Here is a 13,229-nt window from a genome sequence, read left to right on the forward strand (position 1 = left end):
CGAAAGGCAACAAACTCAATGAATCCCGGTTTCCAGATGAATCCACAGATCATCATCGATACGAGTTATTTCGCGGCGGCGTTCCTGTTCATCTATGGACTCAAGCGAATGTCCTCTCCGGTGACGGCGCGTTCGGGCATCGTGGTCGCCGGCTTCGGCATGCTGGTGGCTACGCTGGCGAGTTTTCTATACGTCTTCGGAATCAACGAAGCGGCTGAGCCGCATCTGAACACGAACGTGGCGTTGGCCGCGGCCGCACTGGGACTGGGCACGATCTGGGCCTGGTGGAGCGGCAAAAAAGTCGCCATGACGGCCATGCCGCAGATGGTGGCGTTATACAACGGCATGGGCGGCGGCGCGGCCGCGGCGATTGCCGCCGTCGAACTGCTGCGCCCGGGCGCGGTCCATGAAACCGTGCCGCTGGTGCTGGCCATCCTGGGCGCGCTCATCGGTTCCGTTGCCCTGTCGGGTTCGCTCATCGCCTGGGCGAAGCTGGATGGCCGCATCGACGGAACCTGGCGCATGCCCGGGCAGCAGGTCTTCAACGGCCTGATTTTTCTGGTGACACTGACCATCGGTGCCTACATCATTTTCATCGCCGGTGGACATGCGCATTCGGGCGTCGTGGCGGCGTTCTTTGCCGGCGCGCTGCTCTTCGGCGTGCTGATGACCATGCCGATCGGCGGTGCGGATATGCCGGTGGTCATCTCGTTGTATAACGCCTTCACCGGACTTGCCGTCGGCTTCGAAGGCTATGTGCTGCAGAACCCCGCGTTGATGATCGCCGGTATGGTCGTCGGTTCGGCCGGCACCTTGCTGACGCTGTTGATGGCGAAGGCTATGAATCGCAGCGTTGCCAATGTGATTTTCAGCAATTTCGGCGCGGCAGCTGAGGAACAACAGGGCGAAATCAAGGGTAGTCAGAAACCCGCCGAGGCGGGCGATGCGGCGATCAACATGCGCTATGCCGCGAAGGTCATCATCGCTCCGGGCTATGGCCTGGCGGTGGCGCAGGCACAGCACAAGTTATACGAATTCGTGAAGCTGCTGGTCGATGCCGGGGTGGAAGTAAAATTCGCGATTCATCCGGTCGCCGGCCGCATGCCTGGACATATGAACGTGTTGCTGGCCGAAGCCGGCGTACCCTATGACATGATTTTCGATCTGGAAGACGTCAACGGAGAGTTCAAGGATGCCGATGTCGCGATCGTGATCGGCGCCAACGATACGGTCAATCCGGCCGCGCGCACCAACAAGTCCAGTCCGATCTACGGCATGCCGATCTTGAACGTCGACCAGGCACGGCAGGTCTATGTCGTCAAGCGAGGCCAGGGCAAGGGCTATTCGGGAGTGGGGCTATTCGGGAGTGGAAAACGAGCTGTTTTTCGCTGATAACTGCAACATGGTCTATGGCGATGCCCAGAAGGTGATGGTGGCCATGATCCAGGCCGTGAAGTCGCTGGACGGCGGCTAGTCTTCCGGATCTGCCGAAGGGCGGGTGCTAAAGGCACCGGCATGGCATGCAGGGCACACATGCAGGCTACGGAGGCGCATTAAGCTTTCCGTGTGAATGACTTAGCGCCATTGAAAATTAATACAAAGCTCGCGTATCTTACGTCGTCCCGCGCTGAAGTCACGGCCGGACGTGGCCGGACGTGCGCGGCGATCGTGTCGTGCAAGAGCTCTACAACTTGAGTCAAGAAATCCTGCGGACGGATGTCTCGGGAATGCCCCTGGAGTGGATCGACTACCGGGATGCGGTCCGCTTGTATCACACCGAACAGGTGGCCTACGTCTGCGGCACGCGCTTGTATCGCCTGTATGGCGGCACCAATGCCCGCTCGGGGCTGCGTACGATCGTCGACGTGAATTCGATCATCGCGACCCGCGGGCATACCCACAATCCCGGAAACCTGCGCCAGGATTACACGCCGCCCTTGAACAATCAGACCTTGTTCAAGCGGGATGCGCATCTGTGCTTGTATTGCGGACTGCGCTTTGCCAGCAGCCAGCTGTCGCGCGATCATGTGCGGCCGCTCAGCCAGGGAGGGCGCGATACCTGGATGAACGTCGTCACGGCCTGCCGCCGCTGCAACAACATGAAGGCATCGAAAACACCGGAGCAGGCAGGGCTGCAACTGATCGCAGTGCCGTTCACGCCGACATATGCGGAGTATATCTATCTGCAGGGACGCCGCGTGTTGGCCGATCAGATGGAATATCTGCTGGCACATTTTCCACGGACCAGTCCTCTGCATGCCAGGTTGAAGGTGCATGCGGTTCAATAGCGAGCCGCCGTGCTTTACCTGATCGACGCCTCGGTATTCATATTTCGCGCCTGGCATTCCATTCCCGATACGCTCACGGATCCAAGCGGCCGTCCCGTCAATGCCGTATACGGTTTCGGACGCTTCCTGGGCGAGTTGCTGGAGCGGGTTAGGCCCGAGCATATCGGAGTCGCCTTCGATGCCCGTCCGTCCGGTTCATACCGGAATCGCCTGTATCCTGCCTATAAGGCAAATCGCAAGCCGACGCCCGAGGCGTTGAAACGTCAGTTCGCGCTATGTCGAGAACTGTGCGAGGCGTTGGGCGTAGCCACATTCATCAGCAGCGGCTATGAAGCCGACGATATCATCGGTACGCTGGCGATGCGTTTGCGGACGAGCGACAAGCCGGTGGTGATCGTGACCCGCGACAAGGATCTGTCTCAGCTGATCCGGCCAGGCGACCACTACTGGGACTACATCAGCGGCCAACGCTTCGGCTACGAGGACATTGCCGGCCGCTTCGGCGTGCTGCCGGAGCGCATGGCCTGCTTTCTGGCAGTCACGGGAGATGCGGTCGACAATATTCCCGGTGTACCCGGCGTGGGGCGCAAGACCGCCTCGACCTTGTTTCATCACTTCGAGTCCCTGATGCATCTATACCAGGATCTGGAGCGGGTGCTCAGGCTGAAGCTGCGCAACGCGACTTTTGTGGCGACTCAACTACGCGATCATCGTGAAACCGCCCTGCTTGCCCGTCAGCTCACTGCCATCGCCTGCGACGTCCCCTTGAGGACCGCATTGCCGGATCTGGAGCGTCGATGTCCGGACCTCGCTGCGCTCGATGTCTTCTATGACACTGTCGGATTCGGTCGTTTGCTGCGCCTTCAGGCCGAACGCCTTTCGGCTTGAGCCCGGGGGGATGCGACGTACCACGATGGTATGCGCAGCGGGCAGGTGCATAATCGTTCTGCGCCAGCCGCTGACGGTTTCGGCGTCAGCGGCGGAAAACCGAGGCCGATCCGGTATTCCGGATGCGGGTTCGAAGTGCAACGATCGAGGGCTGAGATCGGCCTGCGGGAGTCGCCATGACAGCATTAACAAGACTCGAGACCCGGGCCGAAGCCAAAGCCAAAGCCAAAGCCAAAGCCAAAGCCAAAGCAAGGATGGGAGCGTCGACCCGTCTGGTAGCCGGCTTGCTGGTCTTGGCATGGGTCTCGTGGCCCGGCATCGGCAGCGCTCAGAGTGATTCCGCCGATGAACTGCTGAGCCAGGCCCAGCAGGCTCTGAACGCCGGCAAGCCTGGACAGAGCGAGTCCCTGCTGGACAAGGCGATCAAGGAGATGCCGGACGGTGCGGATTTTTACCTGTTGCGCTCGCGTGCGCGGGAATCCCAGGGGAAGTTCAAGGCGGCCCTTGCGGATGCTTCGAAATATATCGAACTGTTGCCGCAGGAGGCCTATGGTTACTTGAACCGGGCGCATATCCATCTGTCTCTCGAGAAACCGCAGGAGGCGCTTGCCGACGCGAATCAGGCCATTGCGTTGCAGCCCGAAGAGCCGGATGGTTATTACCGGCGTGCGGATGTGTATCAGGCGATGGGCAAGATGACCGAGGCACAGGCGGATGAAGCAAAAGCGGAAGCGTTGAGCCGCTGACCACCGGGCCGTCTTCGAGATCTCGATACAGGACGAACCCTGCCGCATCGAGCCGGCAGGAAGCCGGTTCGGCTGGTTTGCTCTAGAGGCCGCCTGGCACCGCGACCCGCGTGCGTGCCGTGCCCGTCCCGGCGAGAATCAACCTGCGCGCGGGAGCGGCGGCCACGACGTACAATGCCGGTCCGATCCTCGGCCAAAGCTTCAACTCATGCCTGCTTTTTCCGTTCGCCTGCAGCAAAAAATCCTCGAACACAGTCCCCTGTGCGTGGGAATCGATCCCTCCGCCGCCTTGCTGAAAGGCGCCGGATTACCCGATTCTCCCCAGGGTGCGTTCGAATTCGGCAGGCGCGTGCTCGAGGCGGTAGATTTCGGTATTTCATTGTTGAAGCCACAATCCGCCTTCTTTGAACGTTTCGGCAGCGCGGGATTGCGGGCTTTGGAGGAACTGGTGCGCCTGGCACGCGGCCAGGGTGTGCTGGTGCTGCTGGACGGTAAGCGCGGCGATATCGATTCGACTGCCGCAGCCTATGCAGAAGGCTATTTCTCGGCGGGGACGACTCTGCGCGTCGATGCCGTCACGACCCAGCCCTACATGGGCCTGGGTGCATTGGATTCGTTTCTGGATATCGCCTTCAAGGCCGAGGGCGGCGTTTTCGTGGTGGTGCGTTCCTCGAATCCCGAAGGCGAGGCGCTGCAGACCGCGAGGCTGGCCGGCGGAGAGAGCGTCGCACAGGCCCTGTGCAGGGAAATCACCAGTCGCAATCGCCAATGGAGCGAGAGTATCGGGGCTGATGCCGGGCCGTTGCCGGGACCCGTGGGGGCCGTCGTCGGCGCAACCTGTGCCGATGCGGACGCAATGACCGTGGCAATGCCCCATTCATTCATCCTTGCGCCGGGCGTGGGGGCGCAGGGCGCCACGATGCACGACGTGCTGCGCCGGATGCCGAATGCTCGCGGCCGGGTCCTGCCCAATATATCGCGGGCTGTTCTCGCCAATGGCGGCAGCAAGGCCGAAATCGCCGCGACGCTGCGGGAATTGCAGGCGCAGGCCCGCGACCTGATGTAGGTCGGGGAGTGCGGGCGAGTCGTCCGAGCAGCTCGAGCTAGGTGCGCCCACGCCCCGACAATGTCTCGTCCAGCGCCTGTGCCAGGAGGCGTCGCTGCAAGCGTTCGCCAAGGCTGCGGGGCCGTTCCAAGGACATTCTTTCCAGATAGGGGCGCAATGCAGGACGAACCGGCGCGCCGAGCGCCCGTGCCAGACCGCCCAGGCGTCCTCGCCAGCCGGCCATGCCGTTTTGGAGCGAATGCAGGGCCTTGGCCAGTACGATTTCTTCGTCGCTGAAATCGCTACCGAAAGGCAGCTCGGAAAACAGGCCTTGAGCGTGCCAGGGTGCAAAGCGACGGGCAAGCCGCCGCGGATCGTTTTCACGCGCGGCGTCCGGAATACGCCAGCGTACCGGAAGCTTCCCGGCGCGCTTGGCAGCACTCACGAAAGCATCCTGAAAACGGGCATCCATGACCGTGACCAGCGCAGCGACGATTTCATGATCTGTCTTGCCGCGCAGGTCGGCGATACCGTATTCCGTCACCACCAGATCGCGCAGGTGGCGCGGAATGGTCGCATGGCCGTAGCTCCAGCGGATGTTCGAGGTCACCTTGCCCTGCGCCGTGCGTGTCGAGCGCAGGCATAGGATCGAGCGCGCCTCCGGCAGCGCGTGTGCCATGGCCACGAAATTGTATTGGCCGCCGACACCGCTGACGACACGTCCGTTCTCCAGGGCGTCGGAAACAGCGGCGCCCAGTCCGGTGACCATCATGGTCGTATTGATGAAGCGCGCATGCCGCCGCTGGGCCAGCTTCAGTTCCCATTCGTGGCCATGCAGTTCATTGACGAAGCTGATTCCGCGCATGGCGAACAGGCGGCGTTGTTCTGCGGGGAGTTCGCGCAACTGCGCATAGAACGAACGGGGGCCGAAGAAGAAGCCACAGTCGACTAACACCCCGTTGCGCAGGCGTTCGCCCAGGCAAGTCTCGGCGATGCGCGCACGCTGCTCTGCAGTGTCGAAATTCGCCTGGATCTCGGTTCCATCCGGTGCCACCAGAATACCCCGGTCGTATTCGACGTCCTCGCGGAACAGGCCGACATCGCGCAATTCGTGGAAGTCCGCGAACGACATGCGGCGCATGCCGGCAGCATGCAGTGCATCCAGCGTACGTACGTCGACCTGTTCGTCGATATGACCGCCATCGATCAGACGCTGCAGCTTGGCGCTCGGAAATACGCGCCGCTTGAGGATACCGCTGCGATACAGATCCAGGAAGCCGTCGGCCAGCATCTCGGTGCAGCCGTACAGGCCATGATTGAATGGAGCGGTCCCTCCTTCGGTTTCGATCAAGCGGCGATGGCGAGAGAGCAGACCGGAAGACTCCAGGATATCGCGGTAGATCGCCGGCTGTTGATGTCTCAGTTGCAGCGCATGCACGATGCCGTCTGCCAGCCCGCCGATGCCCAGCTGCAATGTTCCGCCGTCACGCACCAGAGTGCTGACGTTCAGGGCAATCGCATGCTCGATGGATGCGATCGGTTGGTTGGGCGGACAGAATAGAGGCGCGCCGGTGGCCTCCAGCAAAAAATCGAAAGTGTCCGCGGCAATGAGCGCATCGCCGTACATGAACGGCAGCTGATGATGGATCTGGCCGATGAGCGCGAACGGTTGCCGGCCGGCCCGCAGCGCGGCGATCCGCGGCAGCAGATCCGCAGTCAGATCCGAATTCGAGCCCAGGCTGAGCAGGCCGACCGGCGCTTCACCTTCAGGCGGAACGGCCACCAACTGCGCGATGACATTCAGGCCGCGCCGCAGCGCATCACGTGCCACATGCGTGTAATTCGAGCTAAGATGATGCTGCTGAAGATAGTCGTTGCGCAGCCAGGCGCCCGGCTCCACGTAGAATTCGATGATCTCGATATTGGCGGGCAGCTGGTCACGCTCCATCAGTCGGACATAGTCGAGTTCGGGATAGTCGCCGAACACTCTACGGGAGAAGGGTTCGATGAAGCGGCGTTCCAATTCGCTGCGTCCTCGCGGTTTACGCAAGGACAATGCAGTGATGATCGTGAGCTGCAGGCTGGCGTCGGCAAGAGCTCGAGCGACGAAGGCATTGACCAGTTCGTTGGGCTTACCGATCGCGACGGGCAGACCCAGAACGACTTGTTTGCCGACCAGCCGCAGCGTAGCTTCGACGCAGTCCTCCGGACTGGCGATGCGCTGTACCGCCATGTCAGGGCTTCAATAGCAGCGCGAAACGTACCTTGACTTCATTGCCGACCATGCTGGTGTCGGTCCATTCTCCCTTACCGATACCGAACGCCAGCCGCTCGATGCTGGCGTCGCCCTTGAGCCAGGCGCCATCCTTGTCCTCCTCGAAACTAAAACGGATCGGAATCTCACGCATCACGCCGAGCAGGGTCAGCGTGCCGGATGCCGTGTACTTGCCGTTGCCGGCCGGCTGGAACTTCTGCGCCACATAATGACCGGTCGGCCATTGCGCCACGTCGAACAGGTCTTTCCCCCTGATGATCTGGTCACGTTCCGAATCGCGCGAATTGACGGATGCCATATCGATTGTCACATCAAAGCGGCTGGCCGCGAGATCCTGCGGATCGAAGTGAATGTCGGCACTGAACCTGTCGAATCCGCCTTCGAAGGCCGCACCCGCCTGGATACCGATGAAGTCGAGCCTGCTGTTGGCGAGCTGCATGTTCCACTGCGTACCGGAGAGCGCCCATACAACTCCGGCCAGCGCGAAGCCAGCCAGTGCGGCCGGGATGACGAACCATCGGGTCATATCACTCTCCTTTCAGTCTGACCGGTAGCATGCGGCGCAGGATATTGTCGCGATCCATTAAATGATGCTTGAGGGCAGCGGCAATGTGCAGCAGCGCGACCATGAACAGACTGGCAGCGAGTATTTCATGGCCTTTATGAAAAAAATCGTAGGCGTGCTGATTCGGCTGGATCAGATCGGGCAGTGTGACCAGACCGAACCAGCTGACCGGGAAATTGCGGGCGGATGACATGAGCCATCCGAACAGAGGGGTGATCACCAGCAGCACATATAGAAGCGCATGGGTGATGTGCGCCACGCGCTGTTGCCAGCGCGGTACGGTATTCGGCATGGCCGGGACCGGATTCAGCCAGCGCCACAGCAGCCTCAGCAGCATCAGGCCGAGTATGGTGATACCGACGGATTTGTGACGTGCCAGCATGGCGACTTTCGCGACCCCCAGCGGTAGATCCTCGGCCATGTTTGCGAGCACGAACTGCGTGATCACCAGGGCTACGATGGCCCAGTGAAAAAATTGCGCGATGGCGCCATAGCGCAGAGCATCGTTCTTTATTTGCATGGCGGGTTTCATGTCATCCAGGATGTGCCGGGTTGAAATCATCCGACTGAAGCTTATCGCCCAAATATAGCAAGCTTAACAAGTGTAAGCCTAAGCACCGGCCGGCGCCGGATCTGCCGCCGGCGCGATCTGCAAGGCGATGTGTCAAGAAGTCATCCAGCCGGCCGCATGCCGGCGAATCAGGCCGGCCAGGGCCAGCGCATGCCGCTTGCCGGCATTGAGCGCCGGAATGTACGTGTAATGCTCGCCGCCATGTTGCATGAATGCATTCCGGTTGCGTATGGCGATTTCTTCCAGGGTTTCCAGGCAGTCCGCCGCAAAGCCGGGACACATGACCGTGATGCGCTTATGACCGGTGCGTGCCTGTAGGAGCAGGAATTCATCAGTGTAGGGGCGCAGCCATGCTTCACGTCCGACCTGCGATTGGAAGCTCACGCTCCAGTCGGCTGCGCTCAAGCCGAGTTGTGCGGCGACACGGCGTGCCGTCTCCCTGCATTGGCGTTCATAGGGATCGCCTGCGTTGCTATGGCGCTGGGGAATGCCGTGAAACGAGAATAGTAGATGCGTGCGCTCATGGCTGCGCCAATGATCAAGCACGCTCATGGCAAGCGCATCGATATACGCATTGTCGTCGTGATAGTTGTTGATGAAGCGTAGTTCCGGGATCCAGCGCCAATGCTGCAGTTCCCGGCTGATACGATCGAATACCGAGCCGGTGGTAGCGCTGGAGTACTGCGGATACAGCGGTAGAACGATCAGCCGGCGCACTCCTGCATTCCTGAGCTGCATCAGGGCTTGCGGAATCGACGGTGATCCATAGGACATGCCTAAAGCCAGCACCGGAGCGCCGTCTTCGTTGTGCGGTGGGATTACTGCCGTGATGTTGCCGGCCGGCGATAGTTCCGGCAGCGAATTCATGGCGATACATTGCGTGCCCGACAGCTCCTCGCGCAATGCTTCGGAGAGCGCGCGAGCGTGGAGCAGTAACGGTGAGCCTTGCCGTGTCCACACCAGGCGATAGGCGCGGGCGCTTTTTACCGGACGGATACGCAGGATGATGCCGTGCAATACCAGCCACCATAGCCAGCGCGGCGCATCGACCACCCGCGGATCCCACAGGAACTCGGCCAGGAAGTTGCGCACCGCAGCAGGCGTCGGCGCGTCCGGCGTTCCTAGATTGGCGAGCAGAATGCCCAGCGTTCCAGCCAGGTTGGATTCGCTTTGTCGCTCGCCGGGGTCATCCTGCATTCGCACCTGCCTTTTGCTTCGTCATCGTTTTTTCGAGGGTCGGTCTGCGGCGTCCGCGTCCCGGCACCCGGTTGCCGGAGTACGGGAGAAAAGCGGGATCGGCCTCTTGTGTCTTGTGTGAGGGTAATTATCTCGATTTGTCGCTTTAGTTTATATGGAAGAACTGCATCGGGGAGCTCGATCGCTCAATATTTCCCTTCCGGAGATCGTGCTGGTCCGATGAGTGGGCGGTATCGTGGTGCATGCGGACCGTTCAGGATGGCGACCGGTGGTTCCCATGCACATCGGACGTGCAGCGGAATCCTCGGTCGCCTCCGTTTTTCGAGTGTCGGATTCGATCGTCGCCGTCTCACCTGTGTCGCCGGTGCGGTCGACCGGGTTCGTCGGCTTGTACGCGACTTATAGGGCCTGAGCGGTTGCGGGCGGCAGTGGCTGACAGTCCGGGCAGCAGAGCCATTCCTCCGGATCCCGCCTCCCTTTGGATCAGTGTGCTCTTCTGGATCAGCGCTCCAGAATCGCCGTCACACCCATGCCCCCTGCCGTGCATATTGAAATCAGCCCGCGCCCCCTGCCTTTTTGGGCCAGGAGCTTCGCCAGAGTGGCCAGGATGCGCGCACCGGTGGCGGCGAAAGGATGACCTATTGCCACGCTGCCGCCTTTGACGTTCAACCGGCTGCGATCGATGGCGCCCAGCGGTTCGGATAGCCTGAGCCGTTCACGACAGAATTCCGCCGATTCCCATGCCTTGAGGGTGCATAGCAATTGTGCCGCGAAAGCTTCATGGATTTCGTAAAAGTCGAAGTCCTGCAGCTGCAGCTGTGCGTCGGCGAGCATGCGCGGTACGGCATAGGCGGGTGCCATCAGCAAGCCTTCCTGATCAACAAAATCGATGGCGGCGTACTTGCCGTAAGTCAGGTAGGCCAGTACCGGCAGGCCGCGGGTCTTTGCCCAAGACTCACTGGCCAGGAGAACCGCCGCGGCACCATCGGTCATGGGCGTGGAGTTGCCTGCGGTCAGGCTGCCTTGCGGGTCGAAGGCAGGTTTCAGTCGTGCCAATTGTTCCAGCGAGGTCTGGCGCCGGATATTGTCGTCTTGCTTCAGGCCGCGAAATTCATCCACCAGATCATCGTAGAAACCTTCGTCGTAGGCGGCCACGGCCTTGCGATGGCTGTCCAGGGCGATCTGGTCCTGTTCGGCGCGCGGTATCTGCCAGGTACGCGACATGGTTTCACAGCTTTGACCCATGGACAGCCCGGTACGCGGTTCGACGACCTGCGGCAAGACGGGCTTGAAATGACCGGGTCGTAGTCCGAACCAGGGACCGATCTTCCGGGCGAGCGTCTTGCCCCGGGCGCTACGCAGCAGCAGGCGTCGATACGCTTCGGGATGCACGATGGGCACATCGCTGGCGCTGTCGACCCCCGCGGCAATCGCCGAATCGATCTGGCCGGTAGCAATCTTCAGGCCGAGAACGATGGCCGTATCCAGGCTGGTGCCGCAGGCGCGCTGTAGATCGAAGGCGGGCGTTTCCGGGGCAAGGCCGCTGTCGAGCACGCATTCGCGGGTCAGGTTGAAATCCCGGGAGTGCTTGAGTACCGCGCCCGCGCCGACATCCCCGAGGCGTTCACCGCGCAGATTATAGCGATCCACCAGCGCTTGCAGAGTGACCGTCAGCATTTCCTGGTTGCCGGCTTCGGCGTACGCACCCATGGAGCGTGCGAAGGGAATACGTTGTCCGCCTAGGATGGCGACCCGTCGTATCGATGATCCTACGAGCATGGCTGTCTCGTTATGACAGAATGATGAGGCCGGCCAGCATGCCAGCGATGCAGCGATCCGGTCAAAATCACTTTTCCCAGAGATTCCTCAATGCGTGCTTCAGGCCATCGCCTGCCCGAGGATCCTTCAGCCGTCCGGCGGATACGCTTGATCATGGACGCTCGGGCGATCGCCGCGTTTGGCGGACCGTTGCTGGCCAACAATCTATCCATCACCGGAATGTCGTTTGCGGATACGGTAATGGCCGGACAGCTGGGTGCCCGTGATCTGGCGGGGCTGGCGGTCGGGGCCGCCTATTTCAACCTGTTCATGTTCATCGGCATCGGCATGCTGCTGGCCGTATCTCCTGTGGTTGCGCATGCCTACGGAGCGGATGACAGCGAGGGTCTGGTCCGCTATGCGCGGCAGTCATGGTGGCTGGTGCTGGCGCTGGCCGTGCTGCTGGTGATCGGCATGCGGCAGGCCGGCTGGGTGTTGCCGGCCGTCGGCATCGCCTCCGACATCCTGCCGATCGCCGTGGGCTATGTGAAGGCGACGGCCTGGGGTATGCCCGGGTTGCTGGCGTTCCTGTCGCTGCGCTATACCAGTGAAGGCATGGGGCGGACCCGTCCGATCATGTATATAGGCTTCCTGGGATTGGTGCTCAATGTGCTGGGCAACTGGCTGTTCATGTACGGCAAGTTCGGCCTGCCGCGGTTGGGTGCTGTCGGTTGCGGTGTGGCTACAGCCATCGCCTTCTGGGTGATGTTTGCAGCCATGCTGGGGCATATGCGGACGCATCGCGCCTATCGTCCGCTGGCAATCTTTGCCCGAGTGGAGCGGCCGAATCTGACGGCCCTGGGTGAGCTGACGCGCATCGGCGCTCCGATTGCCGGCAGCGTCGTCGCCGAGGGCGGCCTGTTCGTGGCGGCTGCGCTCATGGTGGGCGGGATGGGTGCGGCGATTGCCGCAGGGCATCAGATTGCCCTCAACTATGCCAGTTTCATGTTCATGATGCCGCTGGCAATCAGTTCAGCGACGACGATCCATGTCGGTCATACGCTCGGACGTGGCGACCCTGTCGGCGGCCGGCAGGCCGGTCTGCTCGGAATCGGGATATGTGCCGGGGTGATGTTCCTGTCCGCCATCGGCATGGTCGTATTCAATGATTCGATAGCGGCGTTATATACCCGGGATCCGCGGGTGCGTGCGCTGGCTGCCACCTTGCTGCTCATGGCAGCGCTTTTTCAGCTATCGGATGGGATCCAGGTCGGTGCCGCCGGTGCATTGCGAGGTTTCAAGGACACGGCGGTGCCGATGGCGCTTTGCGTATTTTCCTACTGGGCCGTGGGTTTCAGTCTGGCCTACCTGCTCGGTGTGCGCGGCGGCGGCGGACCTGTTCTGGTCTGGGCTGGCTTGACGGCCGGACTCAGCGTCAGTGCGCTGCTGCTGGTGGCCCGTTATTTGTACGTATCGGGCAGGGCGACGGCCGGCGGGGCCACAGAGCATCGTGTCGACGTACTCTTGTGAATACAACAGTCTGGCCAAGGTCAGCAAGGGGATGGCGAAGGCGCGCATGAACCTACGATGCTACCGGGGTGCTAAAAGCCAATGAATATCTTCTGTGGGATCTGCTTGTTTGAGATGAGGCTGCCCCGCTCAAGGCTTCTGTCTGCTGTGCTTGCGGGATTCACAGCAGACAGAAGCCATGAGCGGGACAGTTCTGTCATGAAGCGGTTTCGAGCCGGGAAACCGGAGAAAGTCTCGGATTTGGCAGAATGCGTCGAAGGGAGATTCCGGAAGAGAGGCGCCGGAGGAAGCGCCGGAGGGCTTGACGTCCCAGGATCAGCTAGGGAAACTTCTCGGTTCCATACCTCAGACCCTTCGGCCAGCCCG

Annotated in this window: 10 protein-coding genes and 1 pseudogene; 6 read left to right on the top strand and 5 right to left on the bottom strand. The window is 61.3% G+C overall.

All coding sequences use genetic code 11. The features are described from left to right. The first annotated feature begins 36 nt into the window (after positions 1 to 36). The 5 genes and pseudogenes from ACG33_RS00625 to pyrF all read left to right on the top strand — a co-directional run bounded on the left by ACG33_RS00625 (position 37) and on the right by pyrF (position 4,988). Positions 37 to 1,474 (top strand): annotated as a pseudogene (locus ACG33_RS00625) (NAD(P)(+) transhydrogenase (Re/Si-specific) subunit beta). A 253-nt stretch (positions 1,475 to 1,727) separates the two neighbouring features. After that, positions 1,728 to 2,288 carry an HNH endonuclease gene (locus tag ACG33_RS00630; protein WP_066917896.1) on the top strand — a complete coding sequence of 187 codons (561 nt, stop codon included), beginning with the start codon at positions 1,728 to 1,730 and terminating at the stop codon, positions 2,286 to 2,288. Between the two features lie 9 nt (positions 2,289 to 2,297). Beyond that, entirely contained in the window at positions 2,298 to 3,176 is an 879-nt protein-coding gene (locus ACG33_RS00635; RefSeq protein WP_066917897.1) for a 5'-3' exonuclease, read from the top strand. A 176-nt stretch (positions 3,177 to 3,352) separates the two neighbouring features. Next, a complete protein-coding gene (locus ACG33_RS00640) occupies positions 3,353 to 3,922 on the top strand; it encodes a tetratricopeptide repeat protein (protein ID WP_066917898.1) in 570 nt (189 codons plus the stop codon). Positions 3,923 to 4,130: 208 nt separating this feature from the next. Next, complete coding sequence (gene pyrF, locus ACG33_RS00645; protein ID WP_083536310.1) at positions 4,131 to 4,988, top strand: orotidine-5'-phosphate decarboxylase; 858 nt, start codon at positions 4,131 to 4,133, stop codon at positions 4,986 to 4,988. A gap of 37 nt (positions 4,989 to 5,025) precedes the next feature. On the opposite strand, the gene ACG33_RS00650 is transcribed toward pyrF, so the two are convergent. From ACG33_RS00650 to ACG33_RS00670, 5 genes are all read right to left on the bottom strand, one after another. Continuing rightward, entirely contained in the window at positions 5,026 to 7,200 is a 2,175-nt protein-coding gene (locus tag ACG33_RS00650; RefSeq protein WP_066917900.1) for an acetyl-CoA hydrolase/transferase C-terminal domain-containing protein, read from the bottom strand. A 1-nt stretch (position 7,201) separates the two neighbouring features. After that, a complete protein-coding gene (locus tag ACG33_RS00655; protein WP_066917901.1) occupies positions 7,202 to 7,768 on the bottom strand; it encodes a YceI family protein in 567 nt (188 codons plus the stop codon). Position 7,769: 1 nt separating this feature from the next. Continuing rightward, entirely contained in the window at positions 7,770 to 8,327 is a 558-nt protein-coding gene (locus ACG33_RS00660) for a cytochrome b (protein WP_168159981.1), read from the bottom strand. Positions 8,328 to 8,471: 144 nt separating this feature from the next. Further along, complete coding sequence (hemH, locus tag ACG33_RS00665) at positions 8,472 to 9,575, bottom strand: ferrochelatase (RefSeq protein WP_066917903.1); 1,104 nt, start codon at positions 9,573 to 9,575, stop codon at positions 8,472 to 8,474. Between the two features lie 501 nt (positions 9,576 to 10,076). After that, complete coding sequence (locus ACG33_RS00670) at positions 10,077 to 11,354, bottom strand: acetyl-CoA C-acetyltransferase (protein WP_066917904.1); 1,278 nt, start codon at positions 11,352 to 11,354, stop codon at positions 10,077 to 10,079. Between the two features lie 90 nt (positions 11,355 to 11,444). Between ACG33_RS00670 and ACG33_RS00675 the strand changes: the two genes are divergently transcribed. Beyond that, the gene (locus tag ACG33_RS00675) at positions 11,445 to 12,863 is read left to right on the top strand and encodes an MATE family efflux transporter (protein WP_066917905.1); all 1,419 of its coding nucleotides are present in this window, start codon (positions 11,445 to 11,447) and stop codon (positions 12,861 to 12,863) included. The last annotated feature ends 366 nt before the right edge of the window (positions 12,864 to 13,229 follow it).

The sequence above is a fragment of the Steroidobacter denitrificans genome (assembly GCF_001579945.1).
Taxonomy (GTDB): Bacteria; Pseudomonadota; Gammaproteobacteria; order Steroidobacterales; family Steroidobacteraceae; genus Steroidobacter; species Steroidobacter denitrificans.

Excerpts from the sequence above, each read along its gene's own strand:
- ACG33_RS00640 (WP_066917898.1), top strand. The coding sequence starts at position 3,353 with ATGACAGCATTAACAAGACTCGAGACCCGGGCCGAAGCCAAAGCCAAA.
- hemH (WP_066917903.1), bottom strand. The coding sequence starts at position 9,575 with ATGCAGGATGACCCCGGCGAGCGACAAAGCGAATCCAACCTGGCTGGA.
- ACG33_RS00670 (WP_066917904.1), bottom strand. The coding sequence starts at position 11,354 with ATGCTCGTAGGATCATCGATACGACGGGTCGCCATCCTAGGCGGACAA.
- ACG33_RS00655 (WP_066917901.1), bottom strand. The coding sequence starts at position 7,768 with ATGACCCGATGGTTCGTCATCCCGGCCGCACTGGCTGGCTTCGCGCTG.
- ACG33_RS00660 (WP_168159981.1), bottom strand. The coding sequence starts at position 8,327 with ATGCAAATAAAGAACGATGCTCTGCGCTATGGCGCCATCGCGCAATTT.
- ACG33_RS00675 (WP_066917905.1), top strand. The coding sequence starts at position 11,445 with ATGCGTGCTTCAGGCCATCGCCTGCCCGAGGATCCTTCAGCCGTCCGG.
- pyrF (WP_083536310.1), top strand. The coding sequence starts at position 4,131 with ATGCCTGCTTTTTCCGTTCGCCTGCAGCAAAAAATCCTCGAACACAGT.
- ACG33_RS00630 (WP_066917896.1), top strand. The coding sequence starts at position 1,728 with ATGCCCCTGGAGTGGATCGACTACCGGGATGCGGTCCGCTTGTATCAC.
- ACG33_RS00650 (WP_066917900.1), bottom strand. The coding sequence starts at position 7,200 with ATGGCGGTACAGCGCATCGCCAGTCCGGAGGACTGCGTCGAAGCTACG.